Below are 20458 nucleotides of genomic sequence, written 5' to 3' on the forward strand. Positions count from 1 at the left end.
GCGCTTGAGCCTCTCCCCTGGGGTGGCAATGTCTAGTGCGTCAGATGATAGTAAAGGTCCTCGACATCGGAGACGGCCCGAAGCAAATCTATGTTCGTATGGCTGACAGACCTCATGGCCTTGCGCAGCAGTTCCGGGTCGGAATCATCGACGGCGGGAGCGGTCTTCGGCTCCGGCAAGGGCGGGAGTTCTCGCCCCTCCCAGAACAAGGCATTGCGCTCCTCGGCCGAGATTTCAGAGGCCGCGGAAGCGGAATAAGAGTCCTCCGAGGCCGCCTTGGCCTGCTCCATGACCGCTTGCTCCAGCCGCGCGAAGTCGAGGCCGCGCAAGGCGAAGATGACGGACGGGTCAGCGTCCATGCGCGCGGCCAGTCGGTCCGCCACCGCCACGACGTGCTTGCACACGTACTCCGGATCGGGGCAGGTGCACGAGAAACGGAGGTCGTCGGGGTACTCGGCGATGAGGATGTCGAGGGAGGCGTCGGCAAGCATGCCCTCCCTAGCCTTCGCCACGGAGTTGGGGGTGCGCGCGAACATCTCCGACAGCCGCCCGATGTCCTCGTTGTTGCGGTAAGGCACCTGGATGAGCACCGCGAAAGGTTCATTCTGAGAGCCCGCAACCTTGCCGTGCACAGCACCATTGCGCACGTCGAGGCCCACGACATGACCCTCGGTGGCGTACTGGCGCCCGCGGCGAATGCGGCCGGAATCCGTTTGCTGGTTGACAAAGTTGAGCAGGCGCGTGGCCGCCGGCTGCATGGTGCGCACGCGATCGACGCGGTTGACCTCCTCAGGCGTGCTCACGCGCTTGCGGGTGCCGAAGTTGGCGTAGATGACGTTGTTGTCCTCAGGACTCTTCGGTGCCATTTACTTCTCCTGCTCCCTATAGCTCATGAGATCCGCCAGCTGCTCGGGGCTCAGTTCGGTGAGCCAGCCCTCGCCCTCGCCCACGACGGCCCCGGCCAGCTGCGTCTTACCATCAAGAATGTCCTGGATGGATTCCTCCAAGGTACCGGCGGTAATCATCTTGTACACCTGCACGTTGCGCTGCTGGCCAATGCGGAAGGCGCGGTCCGTGGCCTGGTTCTCCACCGCCGGATTCCACCAGCGGTCCATGTGCACGACAATCGACGCCGCCGTGAGGTTCAAGCCTGTACCGCCGGCCTTGAGCGAGAGCAGCATGACGGGTGCGCCATCCTCGGCCTGGAATTCCTCCACCATCTGGTCGCGCCGGTTCTTGCTCACCCCGCCGTGGAGGAAGGGAATCTCACAGCCCAGCTGCTCAGACAGGTAAGGCTGGAGAACGTCACCGAAAGCCTTGTACTGAGTAAAGATCAGCACGCGCTCCTGAGATTCGATGGCTTGGTCGATGATCCGCATGAGTTCTTCAACCTTGCCGGAGCGGTGCTTGCCCTTGATGGTCACGGGACTGCCATCGGCCAAGAAGTGCGCTGGGTGGTTGCAGATCTGCTTGATGCGGGTCAGCGATGCCAAGATGAGGCCGCGGCGCGAGATGCCCTCCTTCTTCTTCGCCAGGGCCTGTTCCACATCATTGACCAGGGCCTTATAGAGGGCGGCCTGCTCATCGGTCATGCGCACGGTGATGATCTGCTCGGACTTCTCCGGCAGGTCATCGATGATATTAGGGTCCGTCTTCAGGCGGCGCAGGATAAACGGGCCGGTGAGCAGGCGCAGGCGCTCCGCCATGACATCGCTGCCTTCGCGCTCGATGGCCTTGGCAAAGTGGTTGCGGAAGAAAGAGGCCGAGCCCAGGATTCCGGGGTTGCAATAGTCCAGGATGGAGCGCATTTCTGACAGCCGGTTCTCAATCGGCGTGCCGGTCAGCGCCACGCGGTGACGTGACGGGATGGCGCGAACCGCCTTGGAGGAGCGCGTGGAGGCGTTCTTGATCGCTTGAGCCTCATCGAGGACCACGCGGTCCCACTCCACCTTGCTCAATGTGAGGAAGTCACGGCTCACCGTGCCATAGGAGGTAATGACGATATCGGCCTCCTGAGCTGCGCTGACCAATTCCTCGCCCTTCAGGCGCCCAGTGCCGTGTTGCACCATGACCTTAAAGTCCGGTACGAAGCGCGTAGCTTCCCTAGCCCAGTTGCCCACCACGGAGGTCGGCGCGACGACGAGGGTGGGCTTCCAGGCTTCAGCCTCCCCATCTTCCTTGTCCGGCGCGTCCTCGTGGGCAGCCTTTTCCACCGCCAGCAAAGACAGCAGCTGCAGGGTCTTGCCCAAACCCATGTCATCTGCCAGCACCGCGCCGATGTTGTTGCGGGACATCCAGTACAGCCAGTCGACGCCTCGGCGCTGGTACTCGCGCAGCTCGGCATGGACCGTATCGGGGATCTCCACGCGGTCAGGTGCCGTACTATCCAGCCCGCCGAGCAGCGAGGTATGCCACTCGGATCCGGTGAAGGCCACGGGGTCCTCCGCCATGGACTTCAAGGCCATCTCGCGCAGGTCTGCAAGCGTTACCGCTTCTTCTTGCTCACCCTCATTGAATTCCTTGCGGCGGCGCTCCACCTCGGCCACCAATTCTTCCCAGCCGGGCTGTTCCAGCTGGCGCGCCATCTCTGCGGTAGCGGCGAGTTGCTCCAACTCCTTCAGGGCGCGCTTTCGTGCGGTATCGGCCAACTCGCGCATGTACTGCGAGATCTTGTTCAAGGCCTGGGTATCCGCCATGACCCACTCGCCGCGCAAACGAATCAGCCCGGACTTAGAAGTGATGAGCTCTTGCATTTCGGCGTCGGTAAGCTGCGTGTCACCCACCGAGAGCTTCCAGTCATAGCTGAACAGCTTCTCCATACCAATGTGCGCCTTGGTGGCAGCATCGGCCGGATCACGGACCTCCGTGGTTTCCAGCTTGGCCTTGGTCTCCATATGGGACCAAGACTTGGGCAGCAGCACGGTGAAACCGGCCTTGCGCAGGGCAGCGGCGTCGTGGGTAACAAAATCGACGAGCTGCTCGGTGGTCAGGTAGACGTCCCAGTCCCCCGCATTCCGGCTCGCCGGGGCGGAGTTGTACTTCAGCCGCGGAGCCACGTCGAAGGCATGGCGGCGGGCCTCACGCAGCTTCTCGACGCTCCCCCGATCCAACTGGTCCTGCCGCACCGGCAGCGGCGAATCCGTACCGGAGCGCACCAGCAGGCGAATGGGCCACGCTGCATCCTCGACGGAGTCAGTACTATTTGGCGGCTCCTCCACGAGGAAGACGAGCTGCAGGTCAACGGAGGTAATGGAATCTTTCCACTCATTGAGCCCACGCAGCAGCTGGGCGCGCCCCTTCTTGACCGGCGCGGTTTTCAGCAAGGCCTGCGCGAATTCATGCCAGGGCGCGGCGCGTGGGGCATCGATCTGCGGGCGCAATTGGGTATAGGCAATCCAGTGCGTAAGCTCATCGGCCAAATCATCCGAAAGCGCCCGGTTATTAATGGAGAGGATGCCGGGCGCAGAAGCCAGCATTTCCGCCAGCCAGCTGCGCTCGCCCAGACCGGATGCCAGCTGCCACATCGGGTACCACTCGCCTGCTTGATAGGACAGGCGGATGGTCACGCGGCCGGCGCGGACGAAACGGTACAGGCCGCGATAGGCGCGGATGAGCCACAGGAGGTCCGGCGCAATAGCTGCACGCTGTTCCGCCGAAACCGCCTGGCTGTCTGTATCGAGGTATTCCAGTTTGGCCAGCGTCTCCACTGCCTCATCCGGGGCGAACATCGCCATGGGCACCATGAGGGAGACATCTTTGCCCTTCGGTGTGCGGAGGGAGACGCGCGCTCGGTTGCGGAAGGTCTTCTTGCTCAGGATGGTATCAACCACATCCGGAAAGGTTCCCTCCGGGACTGCTGAGGGCATGACGATCTTGTGCCCTTCGACCTGTTCGATCCATAGACTCAGGCCGGAGACGGGCAGCCAGAGGCCATGCAGCAGGTAAGAAGCCATAGGGGCCAGTTTAGCAGCACACCTTTGTGGGGAAAGGGTTGCAGAAAGTTCCCGATTCCTGCCCAAATACGCAATTGTTACAGTCTCGTTACATAACGGCGTAACACCAGTAAGACCGTGCATTAATCTGTGACCAAGGTAACCAAATACTGGTCAACCAGCCAATTTTCAGTTGGGTTGGAGCATTTGCCTCGTTAGCGTGGGTGAGTCCTATTCTTTAATCTCAATCTCAAGGAGAGATCAGTGCAAGACTCCACTTGGTATGTCGTTGCGATGATCATCTACCTGCTTGCCATGGCCGCCATCGGCTTCTGGAGCTACAAGCAGACGGATGAGTACGACGACTACGTTCTCGCCGGCCGCGGCCTTCACCCGTTCGTAGCCGCCCTATCCGCCGGCGCCTCCGATATGTCCGGCTGGCTGCTTATGGGCCTGCCGGGCGCTTTGTTCCTGACCGGCATGTCCGAGCTATGGATGGCCATCGGCCTCCTCATCGGTGCTTGGGCCAACTGGAAGTGGGTCGCGCCGCGTCTGCGTTCCTACTCCGAAATCGCCGGCAATTCGATTACTGTTCCCTCCTTCTTTGAAAACCGCCTCCACGATAAGTCGCGCTTGCTGCGCATTATCGCGGCGGCGATCATCATCTTCTTCTTCACCTTCTATGTCTCTTCCGGCATGGTGGCCGGCGGCCGCTACTTCGAGTCCAGCTTCGGTGGCGACTACCTGGTCGGCATGCTCGTCGTGGCTGCCGTGACGGTCTTCTACACCTTCGTCGGCGGTTTCCTCGCGGTGTCCTACACCGATACCGTCCAGGGCCTGCTCATGTTCGCCTCTCTCATCATCGTGCCGATCATGGTGCTCTTCTCCTTGGACAACCCGGGCGAGATTTTCAGCTTCGCCGCTGAGAACCCGTACGCCACCGGTGGTGTAATTGAGAACCCTGACTACTTCTCCTTGTTCTCTGGTGTGTCTGCCGCCGTCATCATCGGCAACCTGGCCTGGGGCTTGGGCTACTTTGGCCAGCCGCACATCATCGTGCGCTTCATGGCGCTGCGTAAGCCTTCCGACGCCCGCGCAGGCCGCTTCTACGGTGTCAGCTGGATGGGTATCTCCCTCATCGGTGCTATTTTCGTCGCGCTCTCCGGCACGGTCTTCTTCACTGAGACCAGCCACTCCATTACTGACCAGGAGAACTACGAGACCATCTTCCTGGACATGGCACAGGTTATGTTCCACCCGCTCTTCGCAGGTCTGGTCCTGACCGCCGTTCTGGCGGCCATCATGTCCACCATGTCCTCCCAGATGCTGGTTGTTTCCACCTCCCTGATTGAGGACCTTTACCTCATCTTCGCCAAGAAAAAGCCGAGCCAGAACGTCCTGATCAACCTGTCCCGCACCGCCGTCGTGGCCATCGCCGTCATCGCTGCTGTGCTGGCCATTAACCCGTCGGATTCGATTCTGGGCCTGGTTGGCTTCGCTTGGGCCGGCTTCGGTTCCGCCTTCGGTCCGCTGGTGCTGCTGTCGCTGTACTGGAAGCGACTCAACTCCACCGGCGCCATCGCCGGCATGCTCACCGGTGCCATCGTGGCCATCGGCTGGGGCATGAGCCCGCTGGGCGATACCCTCTACGAGCTGGTACCTGGCTTCATCTCCGCTCTGCTCGTGACTGTCGGCGTTTCCCTGGCCACCAAGGCTCCGGATGAGAAGGTCACCCAGGAGTTCGAGGAGGCATCCCGCCTGGCCAAGCTCGTTGAGAAGAACGATGACTTGGACTTCGAGGAGGCTGCGGAGCAGGTTCAGAAGTAGGCCTCTCCCCCTCTCCCCTCACGCGCGAACCCCGCTCCAGCAGTCCAGTTACTGCTGTGGCGGGGTTTCGCTTGTGATTGGATCGGATGGCTCTACATGGTCGCTACTCAAAAGGCATTTCCCAAAAGGTGCCTTTGCTTCGAGAACGCCGTGTCCGAGCCTCTAAAAGGTGTCTTTGCCCCCCCCAAAGAAACCTTCTTACTAATGCCTTCTGGGAAGTGCCTTTTGACTGCATCCATGTAGCCCCTCTGCGCACTCACAGGCTTCCTGCTCATACGGGAACCGCGAACACCCCCGCGCAGTCTAAAAGTGCATGAACCTGCGCACGGTCTATATAGGCTTCCTCTCCGTGGCAACCGTTGTCTACGGCGGCTATCACCTCCTCCCCGGACCTGATCTGGGCGTGGCAACCGTGCCCGCGCGCGTGGAGGTCCCCGGCTATAAACGGGAAGACTTCGGCGGATGGGCACCTGGAACACGGGACAACGTCAAGGCCGCGCAGACTATCGACGGGGCCCTCTACGATCCCTATGCCCGCGCGCCCGCGCCGGACCGCGTGGAAGTTGACCACGTCTTCCCGCTCGCGGCGGCCTGGGACCTTGGGGCATCAGTTTGGCCGCCGGATAAAAAGATGGCCTTTGCTAACGATCCGCTCAACCTCGTCGCCACCGCCCGCAACCTCAACCAGGCCAAGTCCGATTCTCTGCCGGCCGATTGGCTCCCGCCCGCCGACCGTTGCGACTACTCGCAGCGGCTTGCCGCAGTGGCCCGCAAATACCAACTACCGCTGCCCTCCCGCGACTACGTGGTCATGCGCCACCAGTGTCGATTCGATTTCATCTCACCGCGCCGTTAGACTCTCGCAGGGAAAAGCCCCGTACAGAAAGGTATAAGCACCCTCCCATGACTAGCTTGCTCATCTTCCTCCACGCCTTCGCCGCTATCTTGTTGGTCGGTACCGTGTGCATCTCCACCTCCGCCTTCCCCGGTCAGCTGGCAAAGGCGGCCTCCGGTGATGCTTCTGCAGCTGGTGCCGCCGGTGTCCTCAACAAGATCACCTCGACGTATGGCTATATCTCCGCTATTGTTCCGGTCATTGGTCTAGCTGTCTTCCTTACTGACCTCAATACCTACAAGTCCCAGGTCCAGTTCCACATCGCTCTTCTTCTGGCCGTCATCGCCTGGGTTATCCTGCTCGTCGTGGTCATCCCGAAGCAGAACCAGGCCATGTCCGCGATTGCTGCCCCAGGCAGCGCCGATGTTGCCAAGCTAAAGAAGCAGCTGGCTATGTTCTCCGGCATCTTCAACCTGCTGTGGGTTGTGTGCGCCATCCTGATGTACGTCTAATCCTTCCGGTTTAGGCCCCAATAGCGAAAACCTCCCAAGCTCGCACGATGCGTGAACGAGTTTGGGAGGTTTTCTTGTGTTGCTCTAACGCCGCTGCGGCGCCGAGCGGAGGCTAGTCGCGCCAGCCGCCGCGGCGTCCACCACGATCACGGCCGCGTCCACCGCGGTCACGGTCACGGTATCCGCCACGATCACCGCGTCCACCACGTCCGCGCCCGCCGTAACCGCCGCGGCCGCGGTCATCGTCGAAGTTCCGGCGCGGTGGGCGTCCGGTATCCTTCTGGATCTTGATGAGCTGGCCAGAAATGCGGGTGTCCTTGAGACGGTCCAGCACTGCGGGGTCCAGGTTCTTCGGCAGGTCCACCAGGGTGTGCCCCACGGCGATGGTGATGCGGCCGAAGTCCTTGGAGGTCAGGCCACCTTCGTTGGCCAACGCACCCACGATGGCGCCGGGGCGCACGCCTTGGCGCTTGCCGACGTCCAGCCGGTACGTCTCAAAGTCCCCGTCCGGGCGGCGCGGGCCGCGGTCACGGCCCCTATCGCGGTCACGGCCACCACGATCACGGTCGCGGTCACGCCCGCGGCCATCGCGCTCAAAGCGATCGCGCTCGCGGCGGTCCTTCTTGGACACCGGGCGCTCCTTGATCAGGAAGTCCGTTCCGCCCTGCAGCTGCACAGCCAGGGAGGCCGCGATGTCATCCATCGCCACGTTCTCTGCCGCGGAGTATTCGCGCACCATGTCACGGAAGAAGTCGAACTGCTTGTCTTGCTGGGAGGCGCCGATGGCCGCGAAGAACTTCTCCTTGCGCTTGGCATTGACCTCATCCGCGGTCGGGAGATCCATCTCCTCCAGGCGGGCGTTGGTCACGCGCTCGATGGAGCGCAGCATGCGGCGCTCACGCGGGGTGACGAAGAGGATGGCCTCGCCAGTGCGGCCAGCACGGCCGGTACGGCCAATGCGGTGCACATAGGACTCGGTGTCATTCGGGATGTCGTAGTTGACCACGTGAGTAATGCGGTCGACGTCGAGGCCGCGGGCAGCAACGTCGGTAGCCACCAGGATGTCCAGGCGGCCATCCTTGAGCTGATCGACGGTACGCTCACGCTGCTGCTGCGCGATATCGCCGTTGATGGCAGCGGCGTTGTAGCCGGCCTCCTTGAGGCTGTCGGCCACGTCTTCGGTCGCATGCTTCGTGCGGCAGAAGACGATGATGGCGTCATAGTCAATGACCTCGAGGATGCGCGTGAAGGCATCCATCTTATGGCGGTGCGGCGTCAGGAGGAAGCGCTGCGTGATGTTGTCGTTGGTGCGGCGCTCCGACTTCACCGTGATTTCGGCAGGGTTGTTGAGGTACTGCTTGGACAGGCGGCGGATGGAGTTCGGCATCGTGGCCGAGAAGAGTGCGACCTGCTTGTCCTCCGGGGTGTCCTCAAGAATGCGCTCAACGTCTTCCTGGAAGCCCATGTTGAGCATCTCGTCTGCCTCATCGAGGACGAGGAAGCGCAACTGGGAGATATCCAGGGAGCCCTTCTCCAGGTGGTCGATGACACGGCCCGGGGTACCCACAATGATCTGGGCACCACGGCGCAGACCAGAGAGCTGGATGCCATAAGCCTGGCCACCGTAAATAGGCAGAACTTCGATGCGACCCAAGTGGTCGGCGAAGGACTGGAAGGAGTCCGCAACCTGGAGAGCCAGCTCGCGCGTGGGCGCAAGGACAAGGGCCTGCGGATAGCGAGCCTCGGTATCGATCTGGGAGAGAACCGGCAGCGCAAAGGCTGCGGTCTTACCCGTACCCGTTTGGGCGAGGCCGACGACGTCGCGGCCCTCCATGAGGATCGGGATGGTTTCTTCCTGAATCGGGGATGGCTTGGTAAAGCCCACCTTGGACACGGCTTCCTGAACGTCATCGGGAAGGCCGAGGTGTGCAAAACCCTGGGAGTTGTCGTTGGCTGAAGCTTCTTCAGCGCCGGTGTCCTCAGGGTTATTCGCAGCCCCGGTGTCATGGTTCGACACCTGCGAAGCGTCCAATGCTTCGCCACCTTGCGAGTTTTCCTGAGATTCCGACTTATTGAATTCTTCCGGCTCGTTGACGCCGCCGGTGGCGTTATCGGTAATGCTCATTGCTCAAACCAGAGTACGGCACTGAGGTGAGATTAGCTATTTCTCCCCACGACCTGTCTCTTCCCGACGCGGCACCCCGGCACCTCGAACTTCAGCCAAGGCCCTTTAACTCAGCCCCCCCCTTTGACCCAGCCCTTTGAATCACACTTAGTCCCCGTCCGCGAAGGCCCGAAAAGAGCGAAGGTACCAAACCCAAAGGCACCATTTGCGGCTTCCGAAATCTAAAACCCCACGTCAATGCATGTCGGTTTCTTTATAAGGTGCCCCTCAAATGGTGCCTTTGCCCCGGCCTAGACTTCGCGGCCACCCACGAAGGTCTTCCAGGTCATCGGCATGCCCGGGCGGTAGGCCAAGTGGATGGCGCTCGGGGCATCGAGGACATGCAGATCCGCGGCTGCACCGACCACCAGCGAGCCCTTGGCCGGGCGGCCCTTCGCGTCCTTGCCCTCACCGACATCCTGGCGGCGCAACGCGGTGGCACCGCCCAGCGTGCCGGCGGCAATGGCCTCATCGAGGGTGAGGTGCTGCTGGAGCACGGCCGTAGTCACGCAGAAGTTCATCGAGGAGGTGTAGGACGTGCCCGGGTTAAGGTTGGAGGCGATGGCGACAGTCGCGCCGGCATCAATAAGCTTGCGGCCCGGTGCCAGCGGCTCACGCGTCGAAAGGTCGCAGGCAGGCAGCAAGGTCGCCACCGTATCCGAAGACGCCAGCGCCTCAACGTCCGCATCGCTGAGGTAGTTGACGTGGTCCACGGAGGCAGCACCCAGCTCCACCGCGAGTGCTACGCCTGGCCCCTCGCCGAGCTGGTTACCGTGCACGCGCACACCCAATCCGCGGGCCTTGCCGGCCTCCAGCACGCGGCGCGACTGCGCCTCATCGAAAGCACCGCGCTCGCAGAAGACGTCAATCCACTGCACGTGCTCGGCCACCCCATCGAGCATGGGACCAACCACCTCGTCGAGGTAGGTCTCGGCCTCTGCTCCCGGCGGCACGAGGTGCGCGCCGAGGAAGGTCACATCATCGACGTGGCGGGCCGCCACGCGAGCGGCCTCCACCTCGGATTCGGTATTAAGGCCGTAACCGGTCTTCGTCTCCAGCGTCGTCGTTCCACCCCGGCGGGCAGCGGCGATGCGCTCGACCAGAAGTTTTTCTAGGCGCTCCTCCCCCGCCGAGCGGGTCGCGTCCATGGTCACGGCGATGCCGCCAGCCTGGTAGGACTCGCCCGCCATGCGGGCTTCGAACTCGGCGGAGCGGTCGCCATCGAAGATCATGTGGGTATGGGAATCCACCCAGCCCGGCAGAACTGCGCGGCCGCCAAGGTCGACCTTCTCGTCCGCGGCTGGCGCCTCGGAGGCCGGTCCGATCCAGGCGATGGTGCCGTCGGTGTTGGCGATGAGGGAGGCGTCGGCAAGCGTACCTGCCTCCGACACCGTGCGCAGCTCTGAGATTCCAGTAAACAGGGTGGACATGATCTTCTTTTCCTCTCGTGTCTAGTCGCGGGCCTTGAATTCCATCGGGATACGCACGCCGCGCTCGTCGGCGACTTCCTTGGCGCGAGTGTAACCGGAATCCACGTGGCGGATAACGCCCATGCCCGGGTCATTGGTGAGCACCGCGCGCAGCTTGGCGGCGGCCAGCTCGGTGCCATCGGCGACGGTGACCTGGCCCGCGTGGATGGAGCGGCCCATGCCCACGCCACCGCCGTGGTGGATGGACACCCAGGTGGCACCGGAAGACACAGCGGTCATGGCGTTGAGCAGCGGCCAGTCAGCCACGGCATCGGTGCCATCGAGCATGGCCTCGGTCTCGCGGTACGGGGAGGCCACGGAGCCGGAGTCCAAGTGGTCGCGGCCGATGACGATCGGGGCCTTGATCTTGCCTTCCTTGACCAAGTCATTGAAGAGCAGACCAGCCTTGTGACGCTCGTTGTAGCCCAGCCAGCAAATACGTGCCGGCAGGCCCTCGAACTCCACGTACTCTTCAGCGGCATCAAGCCAGTTGTGCAGGTGCTCGTTGTCCGGGAAGAGCTCCTTGAGCGCCTGGTCGGTGACCTTGATGTCCTCCGGGTCGCCGGAAAGCGCTGCCCAGCGGAACGGGCCAAGGCCCTCGCAGAAGAGCGGGCGGATGTAGGCCGGGACGAAGCCCGGGAACTCGAAGGCGCGCTGGTAGCCGGCCTTGCGGGCCTCGTCGCGGATGGAGTTGCCGTAGTCGAAGACCTCGGCGCCCTCGTCCTGGAATTCAACCATGGCCTGGACCTGGGCGGCCATGGCCTCGCGGGCCTTCTTGGTGAAGGTGGTCGGGTCCGCCTTGGCCTCGTTGTGCCAATCCTCGACGGTGATCTCGGTTGGCAGGTAGCTCAGCGGGTCGTGCGCGGAGGTCTGGTCTGTGACGATGTCCACGGTGAACTCGCCCGCGCGCTGGCGGCGCAGCACCTCCGGGAAGACCTCGGCGGCGTTGCCCACGAGTCCCACGGACAGCGGCTTCTTGTTTTCCTTGGCGTCGAGCACCAGCTTGAGGGCCTCATCCAGGTCGGTAACGACCTCATCGAGGTAGCGCTTGGACTGGCGGCGCTTCAGGCGGGTCTCGTCCACGTCGACAATGAGGCAGGCGCCGCCGTTCAAAGTAACGGACAGCGGCTGCGCGCCGCCCATACCGCCGCAGCCACCGGTCAGGGTGAAGGTGCCGGCGAGCGTGCCGTTGAAGCGCTTCTTGGCCACGGCCGCAAAGGTCTCAAAAGTACCCTGCAGGATGCCCTGGGTGGCGATGTAAATCCAGGAACCGGCCGTCATCTGGCCGTACATCATCAGGCCCTCGTCCTCGAGCTTGCGGAAGTGCTCCCAGTTGGCCCAGTCACCGACCAGGTTGGAGTTCGCAATGAGCACGCGCGGTGCCCACTCGTTGGTCTTCCAAATACCCACCGGCTTGCCGGACTGCACCAGCAGGGTCTCATCGGATTCGAGGTCCTTGAGGGACTCCACGATGGCATCGAAGGCTTCCCAGCTGCGGGCAGCGCGTCCGGTGCCGCCGTAGACCACGAGGTCCTCGGGGCGCTCGGCAACCTCGGGGTCGAGGTTGTTCATGAGCATGCGCAGCGGGGCTTCGGTCTGCCAAGACTTGGCGTTCAGTTCGGTTCCGCGCGGGGCGCGTACTTCGCGGGGTTCAGACATGACTTCCTTTCGCTCGTGCTTTTCGACGCCCTCCCAAACCCCCAAGGCCGGTTTCCCGGGGCTGTCCCTTTAAGGCTTGGTCAGCGTCACACAGGACAAGTTACTGTGACGCAGCACCATGAGCCAGGACACTTTTAGCCTAGCTGTCTCAGATACAAGACTGTCACACGACCAGTACTGCCACGGAGCGCTGCCCGCCTCCATCAAACCCAAAAGTGCAGACCTGGAAGTGTATTCATGCAGGTGGGCGTCGTGAAGCGCCAAGGCAGTGCTTGACGACGACCAGCAGGTCTGCACTTCCAGGTCTGCACTTTTACAAGCGCGGGCCGCGTGCCAAGTGCTTGCCGACCGTCTCCTGAAAGTAGTCGGGGCGCGCGCTTAATTGTTCTGGGCTAAACCTCAAAACGATGTAGCCCTTATTGAGGATGGCTTGCTGGCGCCGGTGTTCCGCGCGAATCACCTCTTCAACCTCGTGCCTGTACTTGACGTTCCCGTCAATCTCAATCACGAGCCACCCATTGATGACCAGATCTGCTCGATAGTTCTCAATCACATACTGCGCCTTGACCCAGCGCAGCTCCGGGTAGTCCGCCGCAAGAATCAAGGCACGGGCATAGGATTCCCACGGTGACTCCGCGCAATTGACGCTTTCAGCAACCGCCCGCCGCGCGGCGGCAACACCCTTAACTCTCCCCATAGCGCCGAGCGTCTCACTGATCCAGAACTGGCCAGCATTGCGCGCCCGCACGTCATCGACGGCAACGAGTCCCTCCTCAAATCCATAGAACCGCGCAATATCAATGGCCGTGCGCTCCAGGGTTGACACGCGAATCCCGTGAACCACCGTCTCTTTACCGCGCAAGTCCATGCGGCGATAACGGACAGTGGCTTTAGATCGTGGAGGTACCGAGTTCGAAGGCAACGTTGCCTCCCATTCGGTCGGCGGCACAACCAGCGGAATTCCGTGAATAAGGGCGGCGGATTTTCCCACTAATGTTGCCTTGGGCAAGGTCAACCCGAGCACATATGCCTTCGTGGTCTCCTTCTGCCACGGCTTGAGTTCGTGCCAATACATCATCGGCAGTACGAAGCACCACGCCAATTTGGCCACCTTGCCAGCATGCACCTTCTTCCACCGGGGATCATCATTGGGTAGCTTGCGAAGGTCGATAAGATGCTGGTCTAAGAAGTTAAAGAGTTGTTCATTGTTCATGCACTACTCATAACCCAGCTTTGTGCGCCTCGCCACAGATAGGCTTCCGTACTTCGCCTCCGCCGCACTACCTGCAATCCGGTGCCAGCCAAAAGTGCAGACCTGGAAGTGCATTCATGCAGGTGGGCGTCGTGAAGCGCCAAGGCAGTGCTTTGCGACGACCAGCAGGTCTGTACTTCTAGGTCTGCACTTTTGAAATCAAGGGCGCACGAGAAAGCCCCATGGACCGTGTGGACCATGGGGCTGGGGTGGAGTTAGCGCAGCGTGCCGACGGCCCCCTCTACCGCATCCACCAGCGCACCTTCCTTGACCAGGCGCACGGTCTCCTCAATCTCCGGGGAGAGGTAGCGGTCGGTGCCCGGACCCTGGACAGTCTGGCGCAGAGCGTCGATGACCGCGCCAGTACCCTTGGCCGGCTGGCCCTCACGCATATCAATAGCGCGGGCGGCGGTGAGAATTTCGATGGCGAGCACGCGCTGCAGGCCATCGACTGCCTTACGCAGCTTGCGGGCACCCGACCAACCCATAGAAACGTGGTCTTCCTGCATCGCCGAAGACGGGATGGAATCCGCCGAGGACGGGTTGGCCAGGCGCTTGAGCTCAGAGACGATACCCGCCTGCGCATACTGCGCAATCATGTGGCCGGAGTCCACGCCTGGGTCATCGGCCAGGAAGGCGTTGAGTCCGCGGTTGCGAGCGACGTCGAGGAAGCGGTCGGTCCGGCGCTCAGAAATGGAAGCCAGGTCAGCCACAACGATGGCCAAAAAGTCCAGCGCATAGGCCACCGGCGCGCCATGGAAGTTACCGTTGGAAACCACGCGCCCATCCTTGGCCACAACCGGGTTGTCGACGGCCGCAGCAAGCTCCCGCTCCGCAACCAAGGCGGTGTGCGCCAAAGTATCGCGGAAACCACCGGCCACCTGCGGGGCGCAGCGCACCGAATAGGCGTCCTGGACCTGCTTCTTCTTGAAGTCCTCGAGGGCCGCCTCGAGAATCTCCGAGCCTTCCGCCACCGTCAGAATATTGGCCGCGGCATCGGCCTGGCCCGGGTGCGGGCGCAGCTGCTGCAGGTCATCCGCGAAGACCACCAGCGTACCCAGCAGGCCTTCCACCGTCATTGCGGTAGCGATATCCGCGGTCTTGGCCAGTTCTCGCAGATCTGTAATAGCAAGGCAAAGCTGCCCCAGCATACCGTCGGTGCCGTTGATGAGTGCTAGGCCTTCCTTCTCCCGCAGCTTGAGCGGCTCAATGCCGGCAGCCGACAAGGCCTCGGCGGCAGGGATGATGTCGCCGCCGTCGACGCGCACCTCGCCCTCACCCAGCAGCGCCAGCGCGCAGTGCGCGAGCGGCGCCAAGTCGCCGGAGCAGCCCAAGGAACCGTACTCGCGGACCACCGGGTGGATGTTCGCATTGAGCACCGCGGCATAGGTCTGCGCCACCACCGGACGCACGCCGGTGCGGCCAGTACACAGGGTGGACAGGCGCAGCAACATGAGCGCGCGGATGACCTCTTGCTCTACCTCCGGGCCCGTGCCCGCAGCATGGGAGCGCACGAGCGAGAGCTGCAGCTGCGCGCGCATCTCCTCCGGAATATGACGGCGGGCCAGCGCACCGAAACCAGTAGAAATTCCGTAGACCGGAGTCGGGTCCTGGGCCAGCTCCTCGACGCGCTCGCGAGTGGAGGCGATTTCCGCCAGGGCATCCTCAGAAATTTCTACCTTTGCGCCATAGCGCGCTACAGCTACAACCTCTTCGATGCTCAGCGCACCGATACCCACGGTCACGGTGGAGGGATAAGAATTGGACATGTAAGGCTCCTTCGACGTCACTGCATTACCCGCACCTCACCCCTTTCAATAAGGGGTAGAAAAGGCACGTGAAAATACGTACTTGCTTTCACAAGTTTAGAAAAATAGTGATACGCGCGACAGCCTTACGCGCTGCGCTCATAGTACAACAGGTTCCCCGGCGCGCAAGCACCTCGCACACCCACGCGCACTAACGGCGCCCGTACATCCTCGCCGCCACCTGCTGCGCAGCCGCGTGTAATTTCTGCGCCACTCCGGCGGCATCAACGGTGCCCACAGGAAAAGTCACCGCCAACGCCGCCGCGGGCCTGCCAACGTGGTCTACCACCGCCACGCCAACCGACGCCTGCCCCCGCGCCACCACCTCAACTTCTTCGGCCCAACCACGCTCGCGTACCTGGCGCAGTATCTCCTTGTACTCCCCAAAACCTAAGGAACCAGGGAAATAGGCCGCCCGCCATTCCGCTTCTGGTAGCAGCGCCAGCATGGCGCGCCCGGAGGCCGTCTTTTGTGCCTGCAGGCGCACTCCCCTCTCCGTGACCAGTGACAGCGCCCCCGGCGCGCGCACCTCGTTGAGGTAGAGGATCTCCGACCCCGCCAAACGTGACAGGTGCCCCGAGCCGCCCACAGTGCTGGCGATGCGTTCAAGATGCCCCTGCGTTGCCTTCACGAGGGGCTGCTGCGTGGCATAAGCCGCGGCCATGGAGTAGGCAGCGAGCCCCAACCCATAGGTTTGGTTCTCCGGCAGGTGCACCACGAATCCTGCGTCCACCATCTCCTTGAGCAGGTGGTAGGTGGACGAGCGCGGTAGGTTCAGCTCGCTGCGAATGCGCGCGGCGGAAATCGGCACGTCGATAGTGGACAGCAGCCTGAGGATTTCCAGCGCGTTGCGCGCCGCCGGGACTCGGGAGGTACTCATGGGCCCACATTCTAGTGAGCCCTCGTTTAAGTCCTCCTTAGGTCACCAAGAAGGCAATCGGCGTCGTAATGATGATGGTGAGCACCACGCGCTCGAACCAGATGACCACGAGCTGCCACAGCTTGATAGGAATCTTGGTGGCCAGGATGCAGGGCACCAGCGCGGAGAAGAAAATGATGGCGGAAATCGCGACCACGCCGATAACGAACTTGAGCACCATGCTCGAGGACCCAGCCGCCACGGTGGCAGGCAGGAACATTTCCGCGATTCCCATGGCGGCTGCCTTGCCCGCGAGTGCCGGTTCTGGCAGCTGGACAATCCACGCGAAGGGATAAAACAGGTAGCCCAACCAATCGAAGAGCGGGGTGAAGTTAGCCAGCAGAAGGCCAATCAGGCCCACGGACATGATGGAGGGCACGATTGCCGCCGCCATGCGCACGCCATCGCGCAGGTTCTCCCAGATGGCAGCACCCAAGGACGGCGCGCGGTCCAGCGCCAGCAGCGCCTCGCGCCAGGCGGCCTTGATGAAGTTACCCTTGACCGGTTTTTCCGGGTCCGGTTGCACACCGTCCACATACTCATCAGGGATCCTGCTCAGCGGCGGAATCCACACGGTAATCGCCGTAACCACAAAGGTCACCACGAGGGATACCGCGAAGTAGGTCCCCCACATGCCCATCAGGTCGAGCTGCTTGGCGACGATCACCATGAAGGCCGCCGAGACCGTCGAGAAGCCCGTCGCGATGATGGATGCCTCACGCGCGGTGTAGCCGCCGCGCTGATACACGCGGTCAGTAATCAGGATTCCCAGCGAGTAGGAGCCCACGAAGGAAGCCACAGCGTCGATGGCGGAGCGCCCCGGCGTGCGCCACAGCGGGCGCATGATGGGCTGCATGAACACGCCCACGAATTCCAGGAGGCCATAGCCAATCAGCAGGCCCAGGAAGGCGCCGCCAATCGGCACGATGAGGCCCACCGGGGTGGCAATGGAATTCCACAGGAAGGGCACGATGTCCTCATTGCCCAGCACTCCCGGCAGAGTTCCGATGACCATGAGGAAGGAAACCACCAGGCCCACCACGTTGAGAACTGTAAAGACCGCTTGCAGCGGACCCTCCCGCCAGTTCTTGTTCACGATGCTGCGCACCGTGCCATAGAGCGCCAGCGCCAGGATGAACCAGGGCACGAAGGCATCGGCATAGGTGCGGATGATGGTGACCATGTGGTCAAGCGGAATGGACTTCTTTCCGTCATAGCTGATGGGAAAGAAGAATACGAAAGCGCCAATAGCGCTGTAGACAAAGAGGCGCCAGATGCCCTTCTTGGAGGGGACATCGTCGTCGCTCTCGTAGAAGGCGTCAACGATTGCGTCTTCAGAGTTCATGTTCTACCTCACGGTGGTGGAAACTACACGTCATTAGCACGGCCACAAACGCGTTCTCTTAAATGATCGCGCCGATCAAGCACACGCCAAGAAAAGGCGGTTGCTTGAAGCCGTGCCCACGCGACAGCCACACGCAGGTCTTCCACATACTAGCGGCACCACACACACTTGTCACGCACGTCACCCCCACAAGCGGAATGAGTCCCCCGCCATAGAGCCCAACCGTGCCACCCCCACCACAAAATTGACCCCACGTCTGAACTAGAGGAAAGTAACTCCCAGACCCACCCGCACCAACCACTCCCCTTCATCCGCGGCGCCGGAACCAACGAGCACCGCATAGGGGAACTGAGGAGGACGCATCCCCGTGGCAGAAACCACCGCCAAGCGCCCCGGCTTGAAACACCGGCACCTGCACTTCATCGCCCTGGGCTCGGCCATCGGCACCGGCCTGTTCTACGGCTCCGCCGGCGCCATCCAAGCCGCCGGCCCCTCGGTCCTCTTGGTCTACCTCCTCGGCGGCGCCGTGGTTTACTTCCTCCTACGCGCGCTCGGTGAGATGTCCGTGCACCACCCCGTCACCGGCTCCTTCGCCGAATACGCCCGCGCCTTCCTAGGCCCCTGGGCGGGTTACATCACCGGCTGGATGTTCGCCTTCGAGATGGTCATCGTGGCCCTGGCGGATCTGACCGCCATCGGCGTCTACATGCAATTCTGGTTCCCCGGCTCGCCCAAATGGGTCTGGGTTGCGGCCACGCTGCTCCTCGTCGGCGGCGCCAACCTCGCCACGGTTAAGGCCTTCGGTGAGCTGGAATTCGCCTTCACCATCGTCAAGGTCGGCGCCGTCATCGCCATGATCTTAGGCGGCGTGGCCGTGCTCGTCTTCGGCCTCTCCACAGCGGAGACCACCGGCCCGGCCAACCTGGTCAACGATGGCGGCTTCTTCCCCAACGGTATTTCCGGCATGGTCGCTTCCTTCATCCTGGTCCTCTTCGCCTTCGGCGGCACGGAGATCGTCGGCGTCGCCAGCGCGGAGGCCGAGGACCCCGCCAAGTCCGTGCCGAAGGCCGTCAACACCATCCCGGTGCGCATCCTGCTCTTCTATGTCTTGGCTATCCTGGTCATCCTGATGATCAACCCCTGGCGCAGCATCACCGGCGAGGAAAGCCCCTTCGTCCAAATCTTCTCCACCCTCGGCGTCACCTGGGCCGCGGCCGCCCTCAACGTCGTCGTCATCACCGCGGCGGTTTCTGCCATCAACGCCGATCTCTTCGGCGCCGGCAACGTCCTCACCGGCTTGGCACGCCAGAACCTCGCGCCGCAGATCATGGCGAAGAAGACTCGGGGTGTGCCCGTCATGACCATGATCATCCTGCTCATCGTCATGATCATCGGCACCGCGCTCAACGCGCTCATCCCGGAGAATGTCTTCGAAATCATCGCTTCCCTGGCTACCTTCGCCACCATCTACGTGTGGTTGATGATCCTCCTGGCCCACGTGGCCTCCCGCCGCCAGATGCCCACCGAAGAGCGTGCCAGCCTGGAATACACCGTCCCCTTTTGGCCCTGGGGCCAATACTTCTCGATCGTCTTCATCATCTTCACTTTTGGCATCATGGTATGGCAGGAGCAGTACCGCCCGGCACTCGCCACGGGCGTTATCTTCATCCTCCTCATGACTGCCATCTTCTACCTCACCGGCCGCCGCACCGCCGCAGGTACCACGCAAGGAACAGACGCGAAAGGATAACCATGAACACCGTTGATGCCCCCGCCTACTCCCCCGCCCCCGAGTGGTCCGGCCGCTCCGATGGCCCGGGCCCCGAGCATGCGCGGTGGCACAGCGTGGTTCGCCCGCTGGACGTCGCCAAGCCCCAGGCAGAACCCGGCGTCGCACTCCTTGGTTTTGCCTCCGACGAGGGCGTTGAGCGCAACCATGGACGCCCCGGCGCGGCTGCAGGCCCGGCCGCCCTGCGCAGCGCCCTGGGTTCCCTGGCGCTGCACCATACGCACCCGCTTTACGACGCCGGCACGATCACCACTCAAGGCACCGACCTGGAGGGCTCCCACGAGCGCCTCTCCGATGCAGTGGAATCACTCTCGCGCGCCGGGCACCTGCCCATCATCCTCGGCGGCGGCCATGAGACGGCCTTCGGCTCCCACCGCGGCGCCTTCCGCGCCCAGGGCCCACTGCAGATCATCAACCTGGACGCGCATTTCGATCTCCGCACCGCGGACGTGCCCACCTCCGGCACCCCGTTCAAGCAGATTTCTGAGCTGGTCGGCCGCGAAGACTTCGACTATTCCGTCCTGGGAATCTCCCGCCCCAACAACACGCCCGTGCTTTTCGACGAAGCCGCCGCCCTCGGCGTCACCGTCGTCCTCGACGAGGAACTGCTCAGCATGGACCTCGCCCAGGTGCGCGACACCGCCGCGCGCATCTGCGCCGGTACCACACCCATCCACCTCTCCATCGACTTGGACGTTCTGCCCGCCGACCAAGCCCCTGGCGTCTCCGCCCCCGCAGGCCTCGGCGTCCCGGTAAACATCATCCGAGAACTCGCACTCACCATCGCCGCCACGGGACGCCTGGCGCTTGTCGACGTCGTCGAGCTCAACCCCACCTTCGACATCGACGCCCACACCGCCAAGCTGGCCGCGCGGTTGATTGATGACATTGTGACTGCGCATATTTCTGCTGCCACGGGCGCGAATTCCTAGATAAGACCGGGGCTA

The 20458-nt window shown here is 62.6% G+C and carries 14 protein-coding genes; 5 read left to right on the forward strand and 9 right to left on the reverse strand.

Annotation, left to right across the window (positions count from 1 at the left end; translation table 11 throughout):
• Nucleotides 1–32: 32 nt before the first annotated feature.
• A complete protein-coding gene (locus tag HMPREF2912_RS12050; protein WP_070684335.1) occupies nucleotides 33–866 on the reverse strand; it encodes an SWIM zinc finger family protein in 834 nt (277 codons plus the stop codon).
• The gene (locus HMPREF2912_RS12055) at nucleotides 867–3953 is read right to left on the reverse strand and encodes a DEAD/DEAH box helicase (protein ID WP_070684338.1); all 3087 of its coding nucleotides are present in this window, start codon (nucleotides 3951–3953) and stop codon (nucleotides 867–869) included. It abuts the gene before it with no gap.
• Between the two features lie 243 nt (nucleotides 3954–4196).
• Here HMPREF2912_RS12055 and putP point away from each other — a divergent pair, with 243 nt between their 5' ends.
• From putP to HMPREF2912_RS12070, 3 genes are all read left to right on the forward strand, one after another.
• Complete coding sequence (gene putP / locus HMPREF2912_RS12060) at nucleotides 4197–5759, forward strand: sodium/proline symporter PutP (RefSeq protein ID WP_070597099.1); 1563 nt, start codon at nucleotides 4197–4199, stop codon at nucleotides 5757–5759.
• Nucleotides 5760–6072: 313 nt separating this feature from the next.
• The gene (locus HMPREF2912_RS12065) at nucleotides 6073–6615 is read left to right on the forward strand and encodes an HNH endonuclease family protein (protein WP_070597100.1); all 543 of its coding nucleotides are present in this window, start codon (nucleotides 6073–6075) and stop codon (nucleotides 6613–6615) included.
• A 47-nt stretch (nucleotides 6616–6662) separates the two neighbouring features.
• Nucleotides 6663–7106 (forward strand): DUF2269 domain-containing protein, encoded by a 444-nt coding sequence (locus HMPREF2912_RS12070; RefSeq protein WP_070597101.1) that lies wholly within the window; start codon nucleotides 6663–6665, stop codon nucleotides 7104–7106.
• A 112-nt stretch (nucleotides 7107–7218) separates the two neighbouring features.
• On the opposite strand, the gene HMPREF2912_RS12075 is transcribed toward HMPREF2912_RS12070, so the two are convergent.
• From HMPREF2912_RS12075 to HMPREF2912_RS12105, 7 genes are all read right to left on the reverse strand, one after another.
• Nucleotides 7219–9231, reverse strand: a complete 2013-nt coding sequence (locus HMPREF2912_RS12075; RefSeq protein WP_070597102.1) for a DEAD/DEAH box helicase — start codon at nucleotides 9229–9231, stop codon at nucleotides 7219–7221.
• 290 nt (nucleotides 9232–9521) lie between these two features.
• Nucleotides 9522–10700 (reverse strand): imidazolonepropionase, encoded by a 1179-nt coding sequence (gene hutI / locus HMPREF2912_RS12080; RefSeq protein ID WP_070684340.1) that lies wholly within the window; start codon nucleotides 10698–10700, stop codon nucleotides 9522–9524.
• Nucleotides 10701–10721: 21 nt separating this feature from the next.
• Complete coding sequence (locus tag HMPREF2912_RS12085; RefSeq protein ID WP_070531219.1) at nucleotides 10722–12398, reverse strand: urocanate hydratase; 1677 nt, start codon at nucleotides 12396–12398, stop codon at nucleotides 10722–10724.
• Nucleotides 12399–12711: 313 nt separating this feature from the next.
• Nucleotides 12712–13611: an endonuclease domain-containing protein gene (locus HMPREF2912_RS12090; RefSeq protein WP_070684342.1), complete on the reverse strand. Its 900-nt coding sequence runs from the start codon at nucleotides 13609–13611 to the stop codon at nucleotides 12712–12714.
• Nucleotides 13612–13865: 254 nt separating this feature from the next.
• Nucleotides 13866–15419, reverse strand: a complete 1554-nt coding sequence (hutH, locus tag HMPREF2912_RS12095) for a histidine ammonia-lyase (protein ID WP_070684344.1) — start codon at nucleotides 15417–15419, stop codon at nucleotides 13866–13868.
• A gap of 190 nt (nucleotides 15420–15609) precedes the next feature.
• Nucleotides 15610–16338, reverse strand: a complete 729-nt coding sequence (locus HMPREF2912_RS12100; RefSeq protein ID WP_070684346.1) for an IclR family transcriptional regulator — start codon at nucleotides 16336–16338, stop codon at nucleotides 15610–15612.
• A gap of 37 nt (nucleotides 16339–16375) precedes the next feature.
• Nucleotides 16376–17722: a YjiH family protein gene (locus HMPREF2912_RS12105; RefSeq protein WP_070684348.1), complete on the reverse strand. Its 1347-nt coding sequence runs from the start codon at nucleotides 17720–17722 to the stop codon at nucleotides 16376–16378.
• 367 nt (nucleotides 17723–18089) lie between these two features.
• Here HMPREF2912_RS12105 and HMPREF2912_RS12110 point away from each other — a divergent pair, with 367 nt between their 5' ends.
• Both HMPREF2912_RS12110 and hutG read left to right on the forward strand, forming a co-directional pair.
• Nucleotides 18090–19472 carry an amino acid permease gene (locus tag HMPREF2912_RS12110; RefSeq protein WP_070531231.1) on the forward strand — a complete coding sequence of 461 codons (1383 nt, stop codon included), beginning with the start codon at nucleotides 18090–18092 and terminating at the stop codon, nucleotides 19470–19472.
• Nucleotides 19473–19474: 2 nt separating this feature from the next.
• Nucleotides 19475–20443: a formimidoylglutamase gene (gene hutG, locus HMPREF2912_RS12115; protein ID WP_070597107.1), complete on the forward strand. Its 969-nt coding sequence runs from the start codon at nucleotides 19475–19477 to the stop codon at nucleotides 20441–20443.
• Nucleotides 20444–20458 lie beyond the last annotated feature (15 nt).

This window comes from Corynebacterium sp. HMSC056E09 (assembly GCF_001813425.1).
Classification (GTDB): Bacteria; Actinomycetota; Actinomycetes; order Mycobacteriales; family Mycobacteriaceae; genus Corynebacterium; species Corynebacterium hesseae.

Coding starts and splice junctions, on each gene's coding strand:
- HMPREF2912_RS12090 (WP_070684342.1), bottom strand. CDS start 13,611: ATGAACAATGAACAACTCTTTAACTTCTTAGACCAGCATCTTATCGAC.
- HMPREF2912_RS12055 (WP_070684338.1), bottom strand. CDS start 3,953: ATGGCTTCTTACCTGCTGCATGGCCTCTGGCTGCCCGTCTCCGGCCTG.
- HMPREF2912_RS12050 (WP_070684335.1), bottom strand. CDS start 866: ATGGCACCGAAGAGTCCTGAGGACAACAACGTCATCTACGCCAACTTC.
- HMPREF2912_RS12070 (WP_070597101.1), top strand. CDS start 6,663: ATGACTAGCTTGCTCATCTTCCTCCACGCCTTCGCCGCTATCTTGTTG.
- hutG (WP_070597107.1), top strand. CDS start 19,475: ATGAACACCGTTGATGCCCCCGCCTACTCCCCCGCCCCCGAGTGGTCC.
- hutH (WP_070684344.1), bottom strand. CDS start 15,419: ATGTCCAATTCTTATCCCTCCACCGTGACCGTGGGTATCGGTGCGCTG.
- HMPREF2912_RS12105 (WP_070684348.1), bottom strand. CDS start 17,722: ATGAACTCTGAAGACGCAATCGTTGACGCCTTCTACGAGAGCGACGAC.
- HMPREF2912_RS12085 (WP_070531219.1), bottom strand. CDS start 12,398: ATGTCTGAACCCCGCGAAGTACGCGCCCCGCGCGGAACCGAACTGAAC.
- hutI (WP_070684340.1), bottom strand. CDS start 10,700: ATGTCCACCCTGTTTACTGGAATCTCAGAGCTGCGCACGGTGTCGGAG.
- HMPREF2912_RS12075 (WP_070597102.1), bottom strand. CDS start 9,231: ATGAGCATTACCGATAACGCCACCGGCGGCGTCAACGAGCCGGAAGAA.
- HMPREF2912_RS12065 (WP_070597100.1), top strand. CDS start 6,073: ATGAACCTGCGCACGGTCTATATAGGCTTCCTCTCCGTGGCAACCGTT.
- HMPREF2912_RS12100 (WP_070684346.1), bottom strand. CDS start 16,338: ATGAGTACCTCCCGAGTCCCGGCGGCGCGCAACGCGCTGGAAATCCTC.